Source organism: Cryobacterium lactosi (genome assembly GCF_004403945.1).
Lineage (GTDB): Bacteria > Actinomycetota > Actinomycetes > Actinomycetales > Microbacteriaceae > Cryobacterium > Cryobacterium lactosi.
Genome location: NZ_SOHM01000051.1, coordinates 1 through 20,607, shown reverse-complemented (window position 1 = coordinate 20,607; position 20,607 = coordinate 1). Strand labels below are relative to the sequence as shown.

Sequence of the window (20,607 nt, the reverse complement as noted above, 5' to 3'; positions counted from 1 at the left end):
CCGGCCGCCGCTCCCGCTCTCAGGCGGGAGGCCTAGGCTGGTCGGGTGATAAACCCCGTCATCCGCCCGCGACGACTGCGCACTACCCCCGCACTCCGCCGCCTGGCCAGCGAAACCCGTGTCCACCCCGCCGAGCTCGTTCTGCCGATGTTCGTGCGTGAGGGCACCGACTCCACCCCGATCTCCTCGATGCCCGGCGTTGTGCAGCACAGCATCAACGGCGCCCGCCGCGCCGTGGCCGAGGCTGCAGCGGCCGGCATCGGCGGGGTGATGCTCTTCGGCGTGCCCGCCGTGCGTGACGCCACCGGCACCGGGGCCACCGACCCCGACGGCATCCTGAACGCCGCCACCCGCGCGCTCGTGGCCGAGGTGGGCGACGCCCTGGTCGTGCAGACCGATCTGTGCCTGGACGAATTCACCGACCACGGCCACTGCGGCGTGCTCGCCGCCGACGGTCATGTCGACAACGACGCCACCCTGCTGCGTTACAACGAGATGGCGCTGGCCCAGGCCGAGGCCGGCTCGGCGTTGCTCGGCCTCTCCGGCATGATGGACGGCCAGGTCGCCTCCGTGCGCGCCGCCCTCGACGCCGCCGGCCACGCCGACACCGCCGTGCTGGCCTACTCGGCCAAGTACGCCTCGGCCTACTACGGCCCGTTCCGCGAGGCCGTGCAGTCCACCCTGGTCGGCGACCGCCGCACCTATCAGCTCGACCCCGCCAACCGCCGCGAGGGCGTGCGCGAGGCCCGCATCGACATCGACGAGGGCGCCGACGTCGTCATGGTCAAGCCCGCGGGCAGCTACCTCGACGTGCTCGCCGAGGTCGCCGCCATGAGCGAGGTGCCCGTCTGGGCGTACCAGGTCTCGGGCGAGTACGCCATGATCGAGGCCGCCGCCGCCCAGGGTTGGATCGACCGCCGCCGCGCCATCGAGGAGTCGGTGCTCAGCATCCGCCGCGCCGGCGCCGACGCCATTCTCACCTACTGGGCGGTCGAACTCGCCGCCTGGCTCACCGAAACGGATGCCCGATGACCCACACCACCCACAACGACGAGCTCTTCGCGCGCGCGCAGCTCTCCATCCCGGGCGGCGTCAACTCGCCGGTGCGTGCCTTCCGCTCCGTCGGCGGCACCCCGTTGTTCCTCGTGAAGGCGGCCGGGGCGTATGTCACCGACTCCGACGACCGGGAGTACGTCGACCTGGTCAGCTCGTGGGGCCCGGCGATCCTCGGTCACGCGCACCCCGCCGTGGTCGCCGCGGTGCAAGAGGCCGCCGCCCTGGGCCTGTCCTTCGGCGCGTCCACCCCCGGCGAGACCGTGCTGGCCGAGCTGATCAAGAGCCGGGTGGGCGCGATCGAGAAGCTCCGCCTGGTCTCCACCGGCACCGAGGCCACCATGACGGCCATCCGGCTGGCCCGCGGCTTCACCCAGCGCGACCTGCTGATCAAGTTCGCCGGCCACTACCACGGCCACTCCGACGGTCTGCTTGCCGAGGCGGGCTCCGGCCTGGCCACCCTCGCCCTGCCCGGTTCGGCCGGCGTCACCGCGGCCACCGCCGCGCAGACCCTGGTGCTGCCGTACAACGACCTCGACGCGGTGCGTGCCGCCTTCGAGACCTACCCGGGCCAGATCGCCGCCGTGATCACCGAGGCCGCCGCGGCGAACATGGGCGTGGTCGCCCCGGATGCCGGCTTCAACGCGGCCCTGTGCGACCTCGCGCACGAGTACGGCGCGCTGCTCATCGTCGACGAGGTGCTCACCGGCTTCCGGGTGCACTCCGGCGGCTTCTGGGCGCTGCAGGCGGAGGACGGCGAGAGTTACACACCCGACCTGTTCACCTACGGCAAGGTCATCGGCGGCGGGCTCCCGGTCGCCGCGCTCGGCGGCCGGGCCGACGTGATGGACTTCCTGGCCCCGGCCGGCCCGGTCTACCAGGCCGGCACGCTCTCCGGCAACCCGGTGGCCGTGGCCGCCGGTATCGCCACCCTGACGGCGGCCGACCACACCGTGTACGCACGGCTCGACGAGACCGCCGAGCTGCTCGCCGACGCCGTCTCGAGCGCGCTCTTCGCCGAGGGTGTGGCGCACAGCGTGCAGCACGCCGGCAACCTGTTCAGCTTCGTCTTCGGCCAGGACGCGGCCATCACCCCGCCACGGAGCTACGCGGGGGTCAAGCGCCAGGAGACCTACCGGTACGGGCCGTTCTTCCACTCGATGCTGGAGAGCGGTATCTCGCTGCCGCCGTCGGTGTTCGAGGCCTGGTTCGTCTCCGCGGCACACGACGGCGACTCGATCGGCAAGATCCTCGAGGCGCTGCCGGCCGCCGCCAAGGCCGCCGCCGAGGCCCGCCCCACGGTCTAGCCTTCCGATAACTGTTCCCAAAGCGGACAATTGCGCCCGGCGTCCCGGGCGCAATCGTCCGCACGGGTAACAGATGGCAACGGATTCCACCGCGGCGGCGTTACGGCTTTGTGAGTTAGCGACAGGGGGTTTTCCAGCCGGACCGGGCAGACTGGGGGAATGGCTTCCTTGCGCGTACATCCCGACCGGCTGGAGATTCACCTGACGCCCGCGGAGAAAACGCTGGCCTTCCGCCGAGAGAACGTGGTGATCCAGCGGGAGAACATCCGGTCGGTCACGATCACGGATGATCCGTGGATCTGGGTGCGCGGCATCCGTGCCCCCGGCGCACTCGTGCCGCTGGTCGTGGCCGTCGGCGTGTGGAAGTTCCACGGCGGCAAGGACTTCCTGGCCATCAAGCGCCGCCGCCAGGCCGTCGTGATCGACCTGACCGGCGACGACTTCGCCCGGGTGATCCTGTCGACCAACCACGCGCCAGACCTCATCGCCTCGCTCAAGCTCGAGGCCACCGAAGCCCAGGATGTGCCGGAACTGGACGAATCCGTCGCGCCGGCAGAGTCGACTGCGACGGAGGCCGCACGGCCGACCGAGCCGACCGAGCCGGCCGAGCCGGCCGCACCGGCCGCACCGGTCAAGCCGGTCAAGCCGGTCAGGCGCACGCGTACCCCCAAGGCCGTCAAGCCTGTCGCGGCAACCGACCCCGCGGAGCCGACTACTCCGGTCAAGCCCGCCAAGCGGGTCAGGCCGGCCAAGGTCGTCGCGGCCGCCGAACCCGCTGAAACCACCGGTTCGGCCGACCCCGCAGCGCCGGTCGACCTCTCTGCGCCGGTGAAGCCGGCCAAGCGGGCATCCCGCGCCAAAGTGACCCCCGCCGCCGACCTCGCCACCGAGCCGGTCGCCGACCCGACCGCGGAGCCGCTCGCGGAGTCTGCCGGCCGGCCCGAGGCATCCGCCTAGATCACCCCTGCCGGGTCAGCGAACGGTGCTGGCCCGCACGTGGATGCGTTCGCCGGTCTGGCCGAACAGGCTGAGGATCTCCGTGGGCTCCGGCCCCGCACTGTCGAAGGCGTGCGGCACGCGGGTGTCGAATTCGGCGACCTCGCCCACCCCGAGGAGCATCACGTGCTCGCCGAGCGCCAGCCGGAGCCGGCCGCTGAGCACGTAGAACCAGTCGAAGCCCTCGTGGGTGCGTTGCTCCAACGGCTCGTCGCTGGTGCGGCCGGGGATGATCACCTTGAAGGCCTGCAGCCCGCCGGCGGTGCGGCTGAGCGGCACGAAGGTGCGGCCGTGGCGGGTGAACGGTCGCTGGTCCAGGCGCGGGTCGTCCTCGGCCGGTGCGCGCACCAGATCATCGATGGTCACGTCGTGGGCGGCGGAGAGGGCCAGAAGCAGCTCCAGGGTGGGTTTGCGTTGTCCGGACTCGAGCCTGGAGAGCGTGCTCTCCGAGATCCCGGTGGCCGCGGAGAGCTGCGCCTGGGTGCGCCCGCTCTGCAGGCGCAGCTCGCGGAGCCGGGCACCCACGGTCTGCAAGACGGATGGCGTGTCTGAGGTCATCCCCTCATCGTGCCAGATCGGCAAGCCAAGTTGCGCCTTTCGGCCGCTCTGCCACCCTTTCGCGGACTCAGGCGAGGCGGTCGAGGAACGCGATCGCGCGCGCCAGGATGAGTTCGGCGATCTCCTCGTCGTACTCGTTGAGGCTGGAGTCGGCGACCAGGTGGGCCGAGCCGGGGTAGATGAACAGCTCGGCCGCCCCGGCGTCCTCGGCCAGCTGCTCCACCTCGAGCAACTCGATCCACTCGTCCTCCGCGGTCACGTGCAGTTGCAACGCCACCGTCGCAGGCCAGTCCGACCCGAACATGGCGGCCGGAACGCCGCCGTGGAACAGGATCGCGCCGCGCGCACCACCGCGGGTCTGGGCGAGCTTCTGGGCGGGCAGGGTGCCCAGTGAGAAGCCGGCGTAGACAGTGTCCAACGGCATCGTGTCCGCGGCTCGTTCGCCGCGCTCGATGATGGTGTCGAAGCCGGTCTTCTCGGCGTGCGCGACGCCGGCGTCGATGGTGTCGAAGATGAGGCCGTCGTAGAGGTCGGGCACGACCACGTCGTGGCCGGCGTCGCGCAGGCGTTGGGCGAACTCCGCCACCCCCTCGGTGAGGCCCTGCGCGTGGTGGAAGAGGATGACGTGGGTCACAACGGTCCTTTCGGCGGGGTCCTGCCGGCCGGGATCTCTAGGCGAACAGGAAGAGGATGAATCCGATCAGCGGCAGCGTACCCTGCGTGAGGGCAGACCTGACCTTGCCGGGCCCAGAGGTGGTCAGAACGATCGCGGCCACGAACATCGACGCGGTGCTGAACAGGATCAGTGCCGCCCCGGCCTGCTCAGGGCCGCCGAAGTAGAGGAACAGTCCGATGATGGCGCCGACCGCCAGAAAGAGGTTGTAGAAACCCTGGTTGTAAGCGAGCACCCGGGTCGTCTCCGCCTCGGCCTGGCTGGCCAGGCCGAAGCGCTGCCAGATTTTCGGCCGGGTCCACCAGGCGCTCTCCATCAGGAAGATGTAGACGTGCAGGACGGCCGCGAGTGCGACGAAAACGGATGCGAGAAGGCCCATTCCGTCAGCCTAGCCGGGGGTTGCCGACCCGCGGGGGTGAGCCCCGAGAGATACGCCGGGTCAGCGTCGCACGTCGACCACGGTGCGGCCGTGCAGCCGGCCGGCCAGGATGTCATCGGCGGCGGCAAACGCGTCCTCGAGCGCGATGACCGAGGTCAGGCTGTCGAGCTGGTCGAAGTCGAGGTCGGCGGCCAGGCGGCCCCAGGCCTCCTGGCGGAGTACCAGCGGGGCTTCCACGGAGTTGATGCCGGCCAAGGTCACGGCCCGCAGGATGAATGGCATCACCGTGGTCGGCAGATCGGCGCCCTGGGCCAGCCCGCAGGAGGCCACCACGCCGCCCTGGTTCGTCTGGGCGAGGATGTTGGCCAGCGTGTGACTGCCCACCGAGTCGATCGCGCCGGCCCAGCGCTGGGTCTGCAACGGCTTGCCCGCCTCCGAGAGAGTGCTGCGGTCCAGCAGCTCGGCCGCTCCCAGCCCACGCAGGTAGTCGCCGAGTTCCTCGGCGCGGCCGGTGGAGGCGACCACCCGATAGCCGCGTGCCTTGAGCAGGGCGATGGCGACGGACCCGACGCCGCCGGCCGCGCCGGTCACCAGCACATCGCCGGAGTCCGGCAGGACGCCGCCGCGTTCGAGGGCGAGCACGGCCAGCATGGCCGTGAACCCGGCGGTACCGATGGCCGCGGCACGCGAGGCGCTCACACCCTCCGGCAGTCGCACCAGGGAGGCGCCGGAGACGCGGGCGCGCTCGGCGAGGCCGCCGTGGTGGCTCTCGCCGATGCCCGCGCCGTTCAGAATCACTCTGTCGCCGACGGCCCAGCGGGGGTCGGTGCTCGACTCGACGGTGCCCACCAGGTCGATGCCGGCAATCAGCGGCCACACCCTGGCCACGCCGGGCCGGCCCATCAGGGCCAGGCCGTCCTTGTAGTTGATGCTGGAGAATTCCACCGCGACGGTGACATCGCCGGGCATCAACACGTCGTTCCCGACCGTGGTCAGGGCCGAGGATTGAGTGCGTTTGCCCGACTCATCTTCGGTGCGGGTGACGATGATCGCGCGGAATTCGGTAGCAGCCATGTCTTCACCCTAGACCCGGGATCCCTGCCGGATCCTGGCGCACACCGGGCCTTTCTGCCCGGAACGGCCTAGGTGACGTCGCGCTTCCAGCTGATGAAGTAGCCCGCGGCCGTGGCGAGCAGCCCGTAGGCCAGCAGCACCAGGCCACCCTGCCAGCTGGTCAGAACCGCCCCGCCTGGACTGGCCAGGGTGAAGAAGCTCTCTCCCACCAAGGCGTCCGACGCGGCGCCTGGCAGGAACTTGCCGATGTCGGCGGTGATCTGGGTGAAGGTGGACGCGAAGCGCAGCAGGGGTTCGATGAACTGGGTGAACGCGAGCACGATCACGATCGAGGCCACCTGGCTGGGCACGAGCACACCCAGGCCCACGCCGATCACTGCCCAGACCGCCATGGCGAGCACGGTGCGGCCGATCAACCCCCAGGTCTCACCGTCGGCCAGCAGCGGGTCGATCCCGAAACCGCCCAACACCAGCGCGCCGATCCCGACGGATGCGGCCAGCGCCACCACGCCGAGCGCCGCGCCCATGACGATCAACGCCACTGTCTTGGCACCGAGCACGCGGCCGCGCTTCGGGGTGGCGAGGAACGTGGGGGTGAGGGTCTGGTGGCGGAACTCACCCGTGGTCGCCAGCGCGCCCAGCAGCACGGGGAAGACATAGCCGACCGAGGCGGCGAAGCTGTAGATCAACGGAGGAATGCTGCCCAGGCCGGTCAGACCGGCGGTGCCGCCGCCGCTGTTCACGGCATCGGGGCTGATGGCGCCGCTGTCCAGACCGCCGAACAGGGCGGCCAGGCCGCACGCGATCAGGGCGATGTAGCCGAACAGGACGAGCGCGAGGATCCACCACATCCGGGTGGTCAGGATCTTGCTGAATTCGGCGGCCACGGGGCGCAGGATCAGGTTCACAGCGAGTCGCCTCCTTCGACGAGGGCGAGGAAGGAATCTTCCAGGCCCGCCTTCTGCCGGTGCAACACGTTCAGTTCCACTCCGGCGGCGAAGGCGATATGTCCCACCTGGCCGGGGTCGGGCACGGCGACGATCAAGCCGGTGCGGCCGGAGGTGAAGGCCAGCCCGGCCTCCGTGAGGGCGGTCACGAGGGCGTCCCGGTCGGGGGAATCCACGATGACCTGTGGGGCGATGTCGGTATCGAGGCTGGAGAGCGGGCCGGAGTGCACCAGCTCGCCCTTGGCGATGATGATGACGTCGTCGACGCTCTGCTGCACCTCACTGAGCAGGTGGGAGCTGACCAGCACGGTGCGGCCCTCGGCGGCCATGCTGCTGAGGAAGCCGCGGATCCACTTGATGCCCTCCGGATCGAGGCCGTTGATCGGCTCGTCCAGGACCAGCACGCCGGGGTCGCCCAGCAGGGAGTAGGCCAGGCCAAGGCGCTGTCGCATGCCCAGCGAGTAGCCGCCGACCCGTTGGGTGGCGTGTTCGGCCAGTCCCACGGTGTGCAGCACCTCGGCGACCCTGGTGCGAGGAATGCCGGCGGCGGTCGTGTACACGCCGAGGTGATGCGCGGCGGTGCGGCCGGGGTGGAAATTGGCGGCCTCGAGGGCCGCTCCGACGGTGTTCAGAGGTCGGGCCAGGTCGCGATAGCGCAGCCCGCCGAAGGTGGCGGTGCCCGACGTGGGGGCGACGAGGCCCAGCAGCATCCGCAGTGTGGTGGTCTTGCCGGCGCCGTTCGGGCCGAGGAAGCCGGTGACCCGGCCGGGCTCGACGGTGAAGGACAGGTCGTTCACCGCCGTGACCTGGCCGAACTTCTTGGTGATGTTGGTGAATTCGATGACAGCGCCGAGTGGCATCCGTGTCCCCTTTGTTGCTTGGTGCCCAGCTTATGGGGAGAACGGGCCGGTCCGCCCGGGTTTTTCGGACAAGCGGCAGATTCGCCAGCCGGCGGGGGTCAGCGGAGCGCGAACTCGGTGACGGCCGCGAGGAGCGCGTCGATCTCACCGGCAGTGCTGTACGGGGCGAGGCCGATGCGCAACGCCCCGGTCTCGCCCAGGCCCAGGTGTCGGGAGGCCTCGAGCGCGTAGAACGAACCGGAGGGAGCGAGGATCCCGCGCTCGAACAGGAACTCGGTGGCGTCGGCGGCGGGGCGGTGTGCGAAGCCCACGAGCACCGTCGGAGTGCGCTCAGCGGAGCGTGAATACACCGTCACCCCGGGCAGGGCGGCCAGTCCGGACTCCAACCAGCTGCGGAGGGCATCCTCGTGGGCCTCGGCCAGTCGCAGTGAGGTGCGGAGGCGTTCCCGGCGGCTGACGCTGGGGCGCGGTGCCACCCCGGTGGCCAGCTCGCCGAGGCCGGCGAGGAAGTCGACCGCGGCGGTCACCCCGGCCAGGGTCTCGTAGGGCAGGGTGCCGAGTTCGAAACGCTCAGGTACCGCATCCGTCGACGGCAGCAGCTTGTCGGGGTGGATGCCGGCCAGACGTGCCGGGTCGGCCGCGAGCACCCCGCAGTGCGGGCCGAAGAACTTGTACGGCGAGCAGACGAAGAAGTCGGCGCCGAGCGCCGCGAGGTCGACGTACGCGTGCGGCACGTAGTGCACGCCGTCGACGAAGAGCAGCGCCCCGGCCCGGTGCACCACAGCGGCGATCTCGGCGATCGGCGGCCGGGTGCCGATCAGGTTGGAGGCGGCGGTCACCGCGACGAGGCGGGTGCGGTCGGTGAGCACCGCGGCCACGGCCGCCGCGGGCAGTTCCCCGGTGGTGGGGTCGAAGTCCGCCCAGACCACCGTCGCACCCGCGTGACCGGCGGCCTGCAGCCACGGGCGGATGTTGGCGTCGTGGTCGAGTCGCGACACCACGATCTCGTCGCCGGGGCCCCAGCCGCGGGCGAGGTGGCGGGAGAAGTCGTAGGTGAGTTGGGTGGCGCTGCGTCCGTAGACGATGCCGAGCGGGTCGGCGCCGAGAAGGTCGGCCATCGCCGAACGAAACCCGGTGACGGCGTCGTCGGCGTTTCGCTCAGAGCGGCTGCGGCGACCGCGGATCGACAGCGGGCCGGTGAGGGTGTCGAGGATCGCCTGCCCCACGCTCCGCGGAGTCTGCGTGCCGCCCGGACTGTCGAAGTGCACGGTTCCTGCGGCGAGGGCGGGAAAGTGGGCGCGGATCGATTCGACGTCGTAGGTCACCCTGCCATCCAAGCATTGATCCGCCGGACACCCACCGCGCAGGCCGGCACCGAACTACGATGGCGCCATGCCAGAGATCGCGGCGGGACCCTCCGGTCGTCGGCGCGTCTCGCCCGGGGCCGTTCTCGACTCGTTCTTCTTCGTGCTGGCCGGATTCGCGTCGGTGTGGCTGGCGGTGCTGCTGGCCACCGAGAGCCTGGGGCTCGGCTGGGGCCTGCTCTGGTTCGCGGTGCTGTTCTGGGCGTTGCTGGCCTACCTGGTCCTGCCGCGGCTGCATCGCATCCTCACCAGGCTCTATGTGCCCGACTACTTCATCGGCCGCACGCGCACGAGCGACGGCCTGCTCGGCGACCCGGTCAATCTCGCCGTCGCCGGCAGCGCCGACCAACTGCACATGGCGCTCGCCGCGGCGGGCTGGATCCGTGCTGACGACGTGACTCTCGCGTCGAGCTGGCGCATCGTCACCAGAACGGTGAGCCGGCGCAGCTACCTGCAGGCGCCCGTGAGCCCGCTGCTGCTCTTCGACAGGGTGCAGGACTTCGCCTACCAGCAGGAGGTGGCGGACAATCCGGCCAAGCGCCACCACGTGCGCTTCTGGCGCTGTCCAGACGGGTGGATGCTGCCGGGCGGGCACCGGGTGGATTGGCTGGCGGCCGGCACGTTCGACCGGTCGGTGGGGTTGAGCCTGTTCACGCTGCAGGTCACCCACAAGATCGACGAGCACACCGACATCGAGCGAGACCACATCGTGGCCAGCATCCGACAGGCGGTGCCGGAGACCCGCATCGTGCTGCTGCGGGACTTCGCCACCGGCTACCACTCCCGCAACGGCGGCGGCGACAGCATCCAGACGGATGGTGACCTGCCGGTGATCGACCTGCGCGGAATGCCGGTGGCCGGCGAACCGGCCGGCGAATCCGCGCCAGGCACCGCGGTCCGCGGCGAGCCCGGTGGCGTCATCGAGTTCACCGGGCTGTCGTGACGACCTCCGGAGCCCCCGCCGGGATCAGGCGCCCCGCCTCGGTGGTCGGCGGGGTGCTCCTGATGTGCGCCCGGGTGGTGTCCGGCGGGGTCGTCATCCTCACGGTCGTTGCTTCCTGGGACACCTTCGCCGCCACGATCGTGCTGGACGGCCAGAAGCCCGGGGAGCAGACCGCGGGTGTGGTGCTGGGTGTGATTCTCGGGGTGTACGGGTTGTACCTGCTGCTCTACCTGGGCCTGGCCGGGCTGGTGTTCACCGGCCGCAACTGGGCGAGGGTGGTGGCGATGTCATTCGCCTCGATGAGCATCCTGATCTCGTTCGCGGACTATTCCCTGAACGGCGCCCAGATCACCCTGCGCACCTCGTTGGTGAGCGTCACGATCGACATCCTGATCCTGCTGGCGCTCTCGAGCACGAAGGCTCGCCACTACGCCAGGGCCGCCAGGATGGCCGGGGTGCCTGCGATTCGGGAAGGTTAGGAAATGCTGCTGACCAGCGGGGCCGGGATGGCCGCGGCGCTCGGCGGACTGAGCACGCTGCGGCGGGTGGCAGCCACGATCATCACGATCGCCGCTGCCGCGGTGATCGCGGCCCCTGCCCAGAGCGGTGACGTGTAGCCCAGGCCCACGCTGATCGTGATGCCGCCGATCCAGGCACCGAGGGCGTTGCCCACGTTGAACGCGGCGATGTTGGCGCTCGAGGCCAGGGTCGGCGCGGTGTCGGCGTAGAGCATGATGCGGGTCTGCAGGCCGGGAACGGCGCCGAAGCCGAAGCCGCCCATCAGCACCAGCGCGATCACGGTCGCGACGGGGTTCGCGGCGGTGAGGGCGAACACGACCATCACCACGGTGAGCCCGATCAGCAGCACCACCAGGGTGGGGTCGAGCCGCCGGTCCGCAGCCTTGCCGCCGAGGATGTTGCCCACGAAGAGGCCGGCGCCGAAGACCACGAGCAGCCACGGTACGGCCGCGCTGGAGAAGCCGCTCACCTCGGTGAGCGTGTAGGCGATGTAGGTGAAGGCACCGAACATGCCGCCGAATCCGAGCACGGTGACCACCAGGGAAAGCCAGACCTGGCTGGACCTGAACGCGCGGAGTTCGCCGCGCAGGTTGCTCACGTGGGCGGTGTCGTCGGTGGCGCGGGGCACCAGCGTCACGATGCCGGCCAGGGCGATGACGCCGATCACGGTGATGGCCCAGAAGGTGGCCCGCCATCCGAAGCTCTGGCCGATGAAGGTGCCGAACGGCACCCCGAGCACGTTGGCGAGGGTGAGGCCGGTGAACATGATGGCGATGGCGCCGGACTTCTTGCTCCCCGGCACCAGGCTGGCCGCGACGACCGAGCCGATGCCGAAGAACGCGCCGTGGCAGAGGGCAGCGATGATGCGGCCGAGAAGCATGATCGAGTAGGTCGGTGCCAGCGCCGAGACCAGGTTGCCGACGATGAAGAGCACCATCAGGCCCACGAGCACGTGCTTGCGGGGCAACCGGGTCACGGCGGCGGTGAGCAGGATGGCTCCGACGGCCACGCTCAGGGCGTACCCGGAGATGAGCCAGCCGGCGGCGGCCTCGGTGACGGCGAAGTCGGCGGCCACCTCGGGCAGGAGGCCGGCGATGACGAATTCGGTCAGGCCGATCCCGAAACCGCCGAGGGCGAGTGCGATCAATCCAATGGGCATGAAAAATCCTTCACGTTTCTGAGCGGGTTGTTGCACGTCCGCATGGTGCACGCGCTGGTAGTTGCAGGCGCGTCATAAATGATTGCACACGCTAGGTAAGTGCGCAAGCAACTACATTGCGGGATGGCTGTCGGCCCGGTCCCGCGGGTCGGCTCAGGCCGCGTGCACCGCGCAGGCCGGAGCGGACACGGACACGCAGTCCGGGCACACCACGAGTTGCTCCCGGCAGGACAGGTCGCGGCAATTGAGCATGTTCTTGGTGCCGGCGCCGCAGACCCGGCAGTGGCCGAGCACGGCGGCGTGATCGCTGAAGTCCACCGACATCCGCTGGTCGAACACGTACAGGGAGCCGTCCCACAGGCCGTCGTCGCCGTACGCCTCGCCGTACCGCACGATGCCGCCCTCGAGCTGGTACACCTCGCCGAAACCGCGGTCCTTCATCAGCGATGAGAGAACCTCGCAACGGATGCCGCCGGTGCAGTAGGTCACGACGGGCTGGCCCTTGAGGTGATCGTACTTGCCGCTGTCGAGCTCGGCCGCGAACTCACGGGTGTTGGCCACATCCGGCACCACAGCACCCCGGAATCGGCCGATCTCGGCCTCGAAGGCGTTGCGGCCGTCGAAGAACACCACGTCGTCACCGCGCTCGGCGACCAGGGCGTGCAGCTCGGCCGGGGCCAGGCGGGTGCCGCCGCCGACGACGCCGCCGGCATCCACGCTCAGCGACTCCGGCGAGCCGAAGCTCACAATCTCGTCGCGCACCTTGACGACCAGGCGCGGAAAGTCCAGGCTCGCCCCGGCCTCGTCCAGCCCGGTGCCCTCGCTCCACTTGAAGTCGATCTCGGCGAACGGGGCGTACTGGCGGGTCTTGCGCACGTAGCGTTTGAGCGCGGGCAGGTCGCCGCCCACGGTGCCGTTGAGGCCGTCCTTCGAGATCAGGATGCGGCCGCGCAGGCCGAGCGACTCGCAGAGGTCACGCTGCCACAGGCGAATGGCCTCGGGGTCGGCGAGCGGGGTGAAGACGTAGTAGAGCAGGATCTTCGGGATGGCCATCCCCATATTTTATGGCCGGGCCGCCGGCGTCTTCAGCGGGGCGCCGAGATGCTCCACGTAGGCTGGGTCCACCAGACCGCCACCAGTGCAATGGAGTGTGTATGCCCACGACCGATCCCTTCGCCCGTTTCGGCGAGGTGCCCCTGTTCAGCCTGACCAGCTCGGTGATGACCGATGGCGGCCCGCTGGCCGCAGCCCAGTACGGCGCCGGCGCCGGCGGTGCGGACGTCTCGCCCGACCTGCACTGGAGCGGCTTCCCCGCCGAGACTCGGAGCTTCGCGCTCACGGTGTTCGACCCGGACGCCCCGACCGGGTCCGGATTCTGGCACTGGGCCGTGTTCAACATTCCCGCCGACGTCACCAGCCTGCCCACCGGCGCCGGAGTCGAGAGCTCGCCTCTGCTGCCCGCCGGCGCCGTCGTGATGCCCAACGAGGCGCGCCAGCCCACCTTCATCGGCGCGGGCCCGCCGCCCGGAACGGGCACGCACCGCTACCAGTTCGTGCTGCACGCCCTGGACGTCGCGGACCTCGGCGTCGACCCCGCCGCGACCCCGGCCGTGCTCGGCTTCAACGTGCACTTCCACACTCTGGCCCGAGCGGTGCTCGAGGCCACCGGCGTGGCCGGAGGGGCCGCGGCGGCTGCCTAGCCGGCCGGCCCCGCACGCACCCCGGTCGTTCCGGGGCCGGATGCCGCTGGGCGGGTAGGCGCCGGTATGCGGGTGGCGCGCCACCCGCGCAGCGGCGCCGTGCCCGCCTAGCGCTGCAGAGCCGCTGCAGAGCCGCCCGAGCCGGCCCAGTGCCGCCTCCGAGCTACGCCCGAGGCCACCCCAGACCGGCTCGCAGGCGGCTCTGGGGCGAGTCCACACCAACACTGAGGGATTCTCAGGTGATCTCAGGGTGTGACGCCTATCGTCGTCTCGCGGCACAAAACGATGCAAGCGCTACCAACGCCAAACGGCACTTCGACGCCGCATCCGTTAGCGCCTCGTCGGCAGTAAGGCACCATGTTCCACACCTCTCCCCACTCCAGCAACAGCTTTGACCCCGCCGCCGGCCCTGCCGCGGACTCCCACCTCACGCACCGGGAGACCGGTTTGTCCAGGGTGCCGGTCTGGCTCTGGAAAGCCCTCATGACGCGCATCGCGCCGGGAGAGCTGCACAAGTTCAACGCCGACCCGATCGACGACGTCGACTACCACTTCGACCTCGACTACGTGGGCGATGGCATCCGCGACCACCGCCTCGACGTTCTCGTGCCGCACGAGCGCCACGACAGCGAAAGCCCCGCCGTTCAGCGCGCGCCCGACGCGAGCACGAGCAGAGACCCGCTGCCCGTCTACATCTACTTCCACGGCGGCGGCTGGACCTCCGGCGACAAGGCTCCGCTCACCAAGTACGCCGCCAGCCAGGCCGTCGAGGGCATGGTGGTCGTCAACGCCAACTACCGCATGGCCACCCGCTTCAAGATCGGCCACATGCTGAGCGACGCCAACGCCGTGCTCACCTGGGTCAAGCGCAACATCCTCGACTACGGCGGTGACGCCACCCGCATCGTCATCGGCGGCGACTCCGCCGGCGGGCATATCGCGGCCCTGCTCACCGCCGCGGCCCACGACGAGGACCTCGCCGCGCACTACAACCTCGACCTGCAGATCGAGCCAGGGCACCTACGCGGACTCGTGCAGCACTGCAGCATCGCCGATTTCTCGGTCATGTTCGAGCGTGGATTCGTGCTCAGCCTGAATTTCCTGAGGATGCTGCTGCCCGAGCGCAGCCGCGGCATGTCCCTGCGCGACGCCGCCCGATTCCTCTCGCCCATCGAGTGGCTCGACAAGGGCTTCCCGCCGGTCTTCATCACGACCTCGGAGCGCGATTACTTCTACCGCGCCAATCTCAACTTCATCGAGGCGCTGCGCCGGCGGTCCATCCTGGCCGACACCGTGATCTACGGGCGGCACCGCACCAACACTCGGCACACCTGGCAGCAGGACGCCCGGCACCCCGAGTCGCAGGAGGTCTACCGCCGGCTGGGTTCGTTCGTGCGCACCGTCGCGGCGCTGCCCGCCCAGGCCGCGCACAAGCTGACCGCGACCGCTCCGGGCGTGCCGGTCCTGGCCTAGCCCTGGCCGGCTCCGCGGCCGCGCGGCCCGCCTGCGCGCGCGGGCATGGTAGACAAGTTCGGTACTTGCCAGGCCATCCGGGCCGCGCCACCCAAAGGAGCACAGATGAGCCAGGCCGACACGTTCCCGGTGACCGGACTTCCCAAGACCGGGCTGCCCACCCGCGCTCTCGTCGTCGGTGACCCGTTCCGGGCGGAGCAGATCTCCCACCAGCTCGACAACGTGCGCGAGGTCGCTCACCAGCGCGAGTACCGCTCGTTCGTCGGCGACTGGAACGGCACCTCTGTCATCGTCTCCTCGCATGGCGTGGGCGCGCCGGGGGCGATCTGCCTGTTCCAGGAACTGATGGATGCCGGCGTGGACACCATCGTCCGGCTCGGCACCGCCGGCGCGCTGCTCCGCGGCATCGGCGACGGCGACCTGATCATCGCCGAGTCCTGTGTGCGCGACGACGGCGTCACCCACCAGCTTGTGCCGGAGAGCTATCCCGCCGCCGCCAGCGCGGAGGTCGTGATCGCGCTGGCCGACGCGGCCCGTCGGCACAACGCCCCGCACCACCGCGGCATCGTCTGGACCCGGGCGGCCTTCTACCCGGGCATCATCGACCTCAACCAGGCCGGCTACGTCAAACTCGGTGTGCTCGCCATCGAGATGGAGCTCTCCGCCCTGCTGGTGCTCGCCTCCACCCGTGGGGTGCGCGCCGGCGGTGGCCTTGTGATCGACGGCGCCACCGCTGACGATCTCGTCGACACCACCGGGTACGACCCGCACCGCACCGTGGTGGCGGATGGCGTCGGCCGCGGCATCGTCGTCACCCTCGATGCTCTTGTTGCCCTGCCGGAGCTCGTCTGATGGCCGCCGAGGCGGTCGACCTGATCCTCACCGCGGATGCCGTGCTCACCGTCGATGCCGCGGGCACCGTCGTCGAGGCCGGCGCCGTCGCCATCCGAGCCGGGGTGATCGTGGCCGTCGGGCCGGCCGTCGACCTGCTCGCCCGCTTCGTCGCGGTGGAGGTGCTCGCGAGTCCGGGCTGCGTGATCGCCCCCGGCTGGGTGAACACCCACACCCACCTGGCCATGAACCTGTTCAGGGGCGCGGCCGACGATGTCACACTCGAGGTGTTCCTCGAACGCATGATCAGCGCCGAGATGCGCACCCTGAGCGCCGAGACTGTGTCGATCGGCACCCGCGCCGGCATCGCCGAATGCCTGGCGGGCGGCACCACCACCGCTCTGGACATGTACTGGTTTCCCCGGGCCAGCCGCGCCGTCGCTGCCGAGGCAGGCTTCCGGCTGCTGAACGGCCCGATCTTCATGGGTGATCAAGACCCGGAAGGCCGCGATTTCGCCGGCATGCTCGCCGAGGGGCGCGCCATCCTCGCCGACAACCGGGCCGAGACGCCCGACGACGACCTCTGGGTGATGCCGCACTCGGCCTACCTGCTTGATCGCGGGCAGCTCGAGAGCATCCGCGCGCTGGCCGCCGACGCAGGTGCCCGTGTGCACACCCACGCCTCCGAAAGCCACGGCGAGGTGGCGATGGCGGCGCAGGTCAACGGTGACCGGCCCGTGGCCGTGCTCGATCAGGCCGGGCTGCTCACCGCCCGCACCGTTCTGGCGCATGCCGTGCACCTCACCGACGGTGAGATCGACCGCATCGCGGCCAGCGGTGTAGCCGTGGCGCACTGCCCGGTCTCCAACCTCAAGCTGGGCTGTGGCATCGCCAGGGTGCCCGACCTCCTTGCCGCCGACGCCGCCGTGAGCCTCGGCACCGACGGGGCCGCATCCGCCGGCGCGCTCGATATGTTCGCGGCCGTGCGGATGGCCGCCCTGCTGCACAAGGGCACCACCAACGACCCCACCATGATCAGTGCCGAACGAGCCGTGCGACTCGGCACCGTCGACGGCGCTCGCGCCGTGGGGCTGGCGGATGTGGGCACCATCGAGGCCGGCATGCAGGCCGACCTGCAGGTGGTGCGGGTCGAGACCCTGAACGCGCAGCCCACCCGCGACCCCTGGTCGGCGCTCGTCTACGCCGCCACGGCCACCGACGTGCGGCACACCGTGGCGCGGGGCCGGATCGTGCTGCGCGACCGGGTGCTGCAGACCATCGACGAGAACACGGCCCTGCGCGAGCTGTCGGAGGTCGCCGCCCGCTAGCATCGTCGGGTGCACATGTTCTTCCGAACCCTGCTCCACACGCTGCTGTCGCGCTTCGGCCCGCGCCTCGGGCACTACGACGTCGCCCGCACGCGGTTCATCACGCTGCCCACCGACCAGGACATCCTGCGGCACATGAACAACGGCGTGTACTTGTCGATCATGGACATCGCCAGATTCGACATGCTGCACCGCACCGGCATCTGGGCGATCTTCCAGGCCAAGGGCTGGTATCCGGTCGTGGTGGCCGAGACCATCAGCTTCCGCAAGTCACTCACCCTCGGCCAGCGGTTCACCGTGGAGTCGCGCATCCTGGGCTTCGACGAGAAGGCCGTCTACGTCGAGCAGCGCTTTGTGCGACCAACCGAAGGCCCGGATGCAACGCCCGGCGAGGTCGAGGTCTACGCCCGCGGTTTCATCCGGGGCCGGTTCCTCAAGCGCACAGGCGGCGTGGTCACCATCGACGAACTCACGGATGCCGTCGGCGCAGTGCCCGACGAAGTGACCGTTCCGAACTGGCTGCTCGAGTGGAGCGCCGACGTGGCGATGCCGGCCACCCGGGCTCCGGCCCCCAGCGTCTGGGAGTAGCGGCTAGGCCAGGTCCTCCCCAGCCGGAGCCGGAGCGGGCTTGGGCACGAGGAGCTCCTGATAGTGGCTCTTCAGCGCGGGGTAGTACTTGCTGAAGGACGGCAGTGGGTGGTGGGTCCGCGATGCGACCAAGCGATCGAGGTAGTAGTCCCAGACCGGGCCGAACGTGGCTGCCTCCGCCGGGGAGTGCAACCGCAGCCCGAAGGTCAGCACGGTCTTGCCCGATCCCTCGGTCAGATGGGCCATCACCCGCCAGGCGTCCTCACCCTCGCCGATGTCCAGGGCCAGTTTTTTGAACTCCACACATTCCAGGATGCTCACGTACTCCCATTGGGAATCGTGCTTCGATTCCATCCGGAACCGCACGGCGCCGGTGCGCGGGGACCCCGTGTAGGTGCCGATCCAGCCGTGCAGGCCCTCAGGTTTGGTCACGGCCTCCCACACCGACTCCGCGGTCGCAGGGAAGATGCGGTCGAAGAGCAGGTAGAGCCCGTCGGCCCGGTGGGCGAGTCTCCCCGTGGCATGGGCGACATCCGGCGGGCCGGGCAGGGGCGAAGTGGGCATGGTGACCTCCACGTTGAGTGAAACACGAGCCTTCACCTTGAGGCTATGCCTAGTTCGGGGCAGGCGCCAGAGTCCTCAGTCGCCCTCGAGCACGGCCATGGCGGCGTTGTGCCCGCCGAGGCCGCTGACCCCGCCGCCGCGCTGGGCGCCGGCCCCGCAAAGCAGGATCCGCGGATGCCTGGTGGCCACACCCCAGCGCTCGGCCGCCGTGCCCCTGGGGGCGTCGTCTTCCAGGAACGGCCAGGACAGGAGCCCGTGGAAGATGTCGCCGCCGGGCAGGTTGAGCGCCTGCTCGAGGTCCGCGGTGGTCTTCGTCTCGATGCAGGGCCGGCCGTCGGCATCCCTCAGCAGCAGGTCTTCGACAGGCTCGGCCAACACCGAGTTGAGCGAGGCCAGAACTGCCGCCTGCAGCTGTGCCCGCGCTGCGGTGTTGTCCGAGCGGGTGAGCCGGTCGGGGGTGTGTAGGCCGAACACCGTGAGGGTCTGGGCGCCCGCCGCCACCAACTCGGGCGAGAGGATGCTCGGATCGGTCAGTGAGTGGCAGTAGATCTCACAGGACACCAGCTCGGGGATCCGGCCGGAACTGGCCTGCTGAAAAGCGGTCTCGAGTTGGCTGAGGGTCTCGTTGATGTGAAAGGTGCCGCCGAACGCGGCCTCGGGGGACACCGTCGCATCCAGCAGCCGGGGGAGCCTGCGAAGCAGCAGGTTCACCTTGACCTGGGCGCCCTCCGGCTTCACAGTGCCCGCCGGGCGTTCCCCCAGCAGGCCGTCCAGCACCCACGGCGCCACGTTCGCCAGCACATGCCCGCCCACAACGCTCTCGTCGCGGTCCTCGTACCGGTAGCGCACGGCGCCGTCCGGATCGATACCGGTGACCTCGGCGCCGGTGAGGATGCGCGCCCCGGCCTGGCGGGCCACCCGCTCCAGCTCTGCCGTCACCGCGCCCATGCCGCCGATGGGCACGTCCCAGTCGCCGGTGCCGTTGCCGATCGAGTGGTACAGGTAGCAGCGGTTCGCGTCCAGGGTGGTGTCGTGCACTGAGGTGAACGTGCCGATCAGGCCGTCGGTGGCCACCACCCCGCGCACCAGGTCGTTCGAGAAGCGCCGGTTCAGCATCTCGCCCAGCGGATGCTCGATGAGCTCGTCCCACAGGGCGTCGTCACCGACCAGCCGGCGAGCCTCGGTCCGGGTGGGCAACGGTTCGCACACAGTGGGGAACAGCGCCTGCCCGAGGCGCCCGAGGTCCAGACCCAGTTGCTGCCACGCCCCATTGTCCGCCGCGGCGCCGATCCGCTCGAAGGACGCCCGCGTCGCCTTGGCGTCACCCGCATCTACCAGCAGTCCAGTGGCCGGGTCGGCGGGGTCAGGGGTGTACGACGAATACCGGCGCCTGGCCAACTCGATTGACAGGCCGAGCTCGTCGATGATGCGGGTGGGGAGCAGGCTCACGAGGTAGGAGTACCTGGACAGTCGGGCATCCACCCCGGGGAAGGCTGCCGCCGACACCGCGGCCCCGCCCACGTGGTCGTTGCGCTCGAGGACCAGCACGCTCCGCCCGGCAGCGGCCAGATAGGCGGCGGCGGTAAGGCCGTTGTGGCCACCTCCGACGATCACGATGTCGTGCGTGGTGTCCATGGAAGGGCCCTTCTCAAGCGACGATGCTGGTCTGTCGACCCTATCCTCGACAGCGCGACACGCCCGGGATGCGGATGGGATTTGCGACCCCCTCAGAATCCCCGTAATGTCATCTCTCGTCACCCCACAGGTTCGGAAAGCCGAAGAGCTACCGGCCTCAAGCGGGACCAAATCCAAGCAGAAAAGAAAGCGATTCTTCGCTTTGTACAGCTTGATGAAGTTTGCTTCGAATTCCTTTACTGGGATTCCAGCAGACAACAAGAACAACATCGAAGTGCCCCGGAGCGACAGCCTTTCAGGCCTGAAGTCGGGTGCGTCCGATCCTTGNGGGTGCGTCCGATCCTTGAGAACTCAACAGCGTGCACAATGTCAAATGCCAAAAACCTCGGTCGTAGGGCTCCTTTCTAGGGAGTACCGCGGAAGAGATTCCTTTGGAAAACATTTAAACAACAAAGCAAGTCAGTAATGATTTGTTCTGTCAGTTTCAAACTTGTTGATTGTTCGCCTATTCCGGTGGCTTTCAGCACTAGATGTGCCCATCACTTCGGTGGTGAGGCTATTAAACATTTACGGAGAGTTTGATCCTGGCTCAGGACGAACGCTGGCGGCGTGCTTAACACATGCAAGTCGAACGGTGAAGAGGAGCTTGCTCCTTG

General features: G+C 69.6%; 21 protein-coding genes and 1 rRNA gene. 11 read left to right on the top strand and 11 right to left on the bottom strand.

Annotated elements, in window-relative coordinates; translation table 11 throughout:
• Positions 1–48 precede the first annotated feature (48 nt).
• The 3 genes from hemB (at position 49) to E3T61_RS22120 (ending at position 3,317) form a co-directional block, all read left to right on the top strand.
• Entirely contained in the window at positions 49–1,032 is a 984-nt protein-coding gene (hemB, locus tag E3T61_RS21455) for a porphobilinogen synthase (RefSeq protein WP_420898515.1), read from the top strand.
• Positions 1,029–2,360, top strand: coding sequence for a glutamate-1-semialdehyde 2,1-aminomutase (gene hemL, locus E3T61_RS21450; protein ID WP_134642853.1), 1,332 nt, complete (start codon positions 1,029–1,031; stop codon positions 2,358–2,360). The genes hemB and hemL overlap by 4 nt, the downstream gene beginning before the upstream one ends.
• 159 nt (positions 2,361–2,519) lie before the next feature.
• A complete protein-coding gene (locus E3T61_RS22120; RefSeq protein ID WP_174777059.1) occupies positions 2,520–3,317 on the top strand; it encodes a hypothetical protein in 798 nt (265 codons plus the stop codon).
• A gap of 15 nt (positions 3,318–3,332) precedes the next feature.
• On the opposite strand, the gene E3T61_RS21440 is transcribed toward E3T61_RS22120, so the two are convergent.
• The 7 genes from E3T61_RS21440 to E3T61_RS21410 all read right to left on the bottom strand — a co-directional run bounded on the left by E3T61_RS21440 (position 3,333) and on the right by E3T61_RS21410 (position 9,172).
• Complete coding sequence (locus E3T61_RS21440) at positions 3,333–3,914, bottom strand: helix-turn-helix domain-containing protein (RefSeq protein ID WP_134642852.1); 582 nt, start codon at positions 3,912–3,914, stop codon at positions 3,333–3,335.
• A gap of 67 nt (positions 3,915–3,981) precedes the next feature.
• Positions 3,982–4,548: a dienelactone hydrolase family protein gene (locus E3T61_RS21435; protein WP_134642851.1), complete on the bottom strand. Its 567-nt coding sequence runs from the start codon at positions 4,546–4,548 to the stop codon at positions 3,982–3,984.
• 37 nt (positions 4,549–4,585) lie between these two features.
• Positions 4,586–4,966, bottom strand: a complete 381-nt coding sequence (locus E3T61_RS21430) for a DUF1304 domain-containing protein (protein WP_134642850.1) — start codon at positions 4,964–4,966, stop codon at positions 4,586–4,588.
• 60 nt (positions 4,967–5,026) lie between these two features.
• Positions 5,027–6,040 carry an MDR family oxidoreductase gene (locus E3T61_RS21425; protein WP_134642849.1) on the bottom strand — a complete coding sequence of 338 codons (1,014 nt, stop codon included), beginning with the start codon at positions 6,038–6,040 and terminating at the stop codon, positions 5,027–5,029.
• A gap of 68 nt (positions 6,041–6,108) precedes the next feature.
• The gene (locus tag E3T61_RS21420; RefSeq protein ID WP_241992746.1) at positions 6,109–6,948 is read right to left on the bottom strand and encodes an ABC transporter permease; all 840 of its coding nucleotides are present in this window, start codon (positions 6,946–6,948) and stop codon (positions 6,109–6,111) included.
• Complete coding sequence (locus E3T61_RS21415) at positions 6,945–7,847, bottom strand: ATP-binding cassette domain-containing protein (RefSeq protein ID WP_134642848.1); 903 nt, start codon at positions 7,845–7,847, stop codon at positions 6,945–6,947. Before E3T61_RS21415 ends, E3T61_RS21420 begins: the two co-directional genes overlap by 4 nt.
• 98 nt (positions 7,848–7,945) lie before the next feature.
• Complete coding sequence (locus tag E3T61_RS21410; protein WP_134642847.1) at positions 7,946–9,172, bottom strand: cysteine desulfurase-like protein; 1,227 nt, start codon at positions 9,170–9,172, stop codon at positions 7,946–7,948.
• Between the two features lie 67 nt (positions 9,173–9,239).
• Here E3T61_RS21410 and E3T61_RS21405 point away from each other — a divergent pair, with 67 nt between their 5' ends.
• Together E3T61_RS21405 and E3T61_RS21400 are read left to right on the top strand one after the other, a co-directional pair.
• Positions 9,240–10,154, top strand: coding sequence for an LssY C-terminal domain-containing protein (locus E3T61_RS21405; RefSeq protein ID WP_134642846.1), 915 nt, complete (start codon positions 9,240–9,242; stop codon positions 10,152–10,154).
• Positions 10,151–10,633 (top strand): hypothetical protein, encoded by a 483-nt coding sequence (locus E3T61_RS21400; RefSeq protein ID WP_134642845.1) that lies wholly within the window; start codon positions 10,151–10,153, stop codon positions 10,631–10,633. The genes E3T61_RS21405 and E3T61_RS21400 overlap by 4 nt, the downstream gene beginning before the upstream one ends.
• Here E3T61_RS21400 and E3T61_RS21395 read toward each other — a convergent pair.
• Together E3T61_RS21395 and trhO are read right to left on the bottom strand one after the other, a co-directional pair.
• Positions 10,630–11,832 (bottom strand): MFS transporter, encoded by a 1,203-nt coding sequence (locus tag E3T61_RS21395; RefSeq protein WP_134642844.1) that lies wholly within the window; start codon positions 11,830–11,832, stop codon positions 10,630–10,632. The genes E3T61_RS21400 and E3T61_RS21395 overlap by 4 nt on opposite strands.
• 153 nt (positions 11,833–11,985) lie before the next feature.
• Positions 11,986–12,885, bottom strand: coding sequence for an oxygen-dependent tRNA uridine(34) hydroxylase TrhO (trhO, locus tag E3T61_RS21390; RefSeq protein WP_134642843.1), 900 nt, complete (start codon positions 12,883–12,885; stop codon positions 11,986–11,988).
• Between the two features lie 101 nt (positions 12,886–12,986).
• Between trhO and E3T61_RS21385 the strand changes: the two genes are divergently transcribed.
• The 5 genes from E3T61_RS21385 to E3T61_RS21365 all read left to right on the top strand — a co-directional run bounded on the left by E3T61_RS21385 (position 12,987) and on the right by E3T61_RS21365 (position 17,752).
• Entirely contained in the window at positions 12,987–13,532 is a 546-nt protein-coding gene (locus E3T61_RS21385; RefSeq protein ID WP_134642842.1) for a YbhB/YbcL family Raf kinase inhibitor-like protein, read from the top strand.
• A gap of 357 nt (positions 13,533–13,889) precedes the next feature.
• Positions 13,890–15,005 (top strand): alpha/beta hydrolase, encoded by a 1,116-nt coding sequence (locus E3T61_RS21380; RefSeq protein WP_241992745.1) that lies wholly within the window; start codon positions 13,890–13,892, stop codon positions 15,003–15,005.
• Positions 15,006–15,110: 105 nt separating this feature from the next.
• Positions 15,111–15,857, top strand: coding sequence for a nucleoside phosphorylase (locus E3T61_RS21375; RefSeq protein WP_134642841.1), 747 nt, complete (start codon positions 15,111–15,113; stop codon positions 15,855–15,857).
• Complete coding sequence (locus E3T61_RS21370; RefSeq protein ID WP_134642840.1) at positions 15,857–17,164, top strand: amidohydrolase family protein; 1,308 nt, start codon at positions 15,857–15,859, stop codon at positions 17,162–17,164. Before E3T61_RS21375 ends, E3T61_RS21370 begins: the two co-directional genes overlap by 1 nt.
• A 9-nt stretch (positions 17,165–17,173) precedes the next feature.
• Entirely contained in the window at positions 17,174–17,752 is a 579-nt protein-coding gene (locus E3T61_RS21365) for an acyl-CoA thioesterase (protein ID WP_241992744.1), read from the top strand.
• Positions 17,753–17,755: 3 nt separating this feature from the next.
• Here E3T61_RS21365 and E3T61_RS21360 read toward each other — a convergent pair whose 3' ends face one another.
• Complete coding sequence (locus E3T61_RS21360) at positions 17,756–18,316, bottom strand: SRPBCC domain-containing protein (protein ID WP_134642839.1); 561 nt, start codon at positions 18,314–18,316, stop codon at positions 17,756–17,758.
• A gap of 75 nt (positions 18,317–18,391) precedes the next feature.
• Complete coding sequence (locus tag E3T61_RS21355) at positions 18,392–19,951, bottom strand: phytoene desaturase family protein (RefSeq protein WP_134642838.1); 1,560 nt, start codon at positions 19,949–19,951, stop codon at positions 18,392–18,394.
• 566 nt (positions 19,952–20,517) lie between these two features.
• On the opposite strand from E3T61_RS21355, the gene E3T61_RS21350 reads away from it, so the two are divergent.
• Positions 20,518–20,607 (top strand): 16S ribosomal RNA (locus E3T61_RS21350); the annotation flags it as partial.

Coding starts and splice junctions, on each gene's coding strand:
- hemL (WP_134642853.1), top strand. CDS start 1,029: ATGACCCACACCACCCACAACGACGAGCTCTTCGCGCGCGCGCAGCTC.
- E3T61_RS22120 (WP_174777059.1), top strand. CDS start 2,520: ATGGCTTCCTTGCGCGTACATCCCGACCGGCTGGAGATTCACCTGACG.
- E3T61_RS21440 (WP_134642852.1), bottom strand. CDS start 3,914: ATGACCTCAGACACGCCATCCGTCTTGCAGACCGTGGGTGCCCGGCTC.
- E3T61_RS21430 (WP_134642850.1), bottom strand. CDS start 4,966: ATGGGCCTTCTCGCATCCGTTTTCGTCGCACTCGCGGCCGTCCTGCAC.
- E3T61_RS21425 (WP_134642849.1), bottom strand. CDS start 6,040: ATGGCTGCTACCGAATTCCGCGCGATCATCGTCACCCGCACCGAAGAT.
- E3T61_RS21415 (WP_134642848.1), bottom strand. CDS start 7,847: ATGCCACTCGGCGCTGTCATCGAATTCACCAACATCACCAAGAAGTTC.
- E3T61_RS21405 (WP_134642846.1), top strand. CDS start 9,240: ATGCCAGAGATCGCGGCGGGACCCTCCGGTCGTCGGCGCGTCTCGCCC.
- E3T61_RS21395 (WP_134642844.1), bottom strand. CDS start 11,832: ATGCCCATTGGATTGATCGCACTCGCCCTCGGCGGTTTCGGGATCGGC.
- trhO (WP_134642843.1), bottom strand. CDS start 12,885: ATGGCCATCCCGAAGATCCTGCTCTACTACGTCTTCACCCCGCTCGCC.
- E3T61_RS21385 (WP_134642842.1), top strand. CDS start 12,987: ATGCCCACGACCGATCCCTTCGCCCGTTTCGGCGAGGTGCCCCTGTTC.
- E3T61_RS21380 (WP_241992745.1), top strand. CDS start 13,890: ATGTTCCACACCTCTCCCCACTCCAGCAACAGCTTTGACCCCGCCGCC.
- E3T61_RS21375 (WP_134642841.1), top strand. CDS start 15,111: ATGAGCCAGGCCGACACGTTCCCGGTGACCGGACTTCCCAAGACCGGG.
- E3T61_RS21370 (WP_134642840.1), top strand. CDS start 15,857: ATGGCCGCCGAGGCGGTCGACCTGATCCTCACCGCGGATGCCGTGCTC.
- E3T61_RS21360 (WP_134642839.1), bottom strand. CDS start 18,316: ATGCCCACTTCGCCCCTGCCCGGCCCGCCGGATGTCGCCCATGCCACG.
- E3T61_RS21355 (WP_134642838.1), bottom strand. CDS start 19,951: ATGGACACCACGCACGACATCGTGATCGTCGGAGGTGGCCACAACGGC.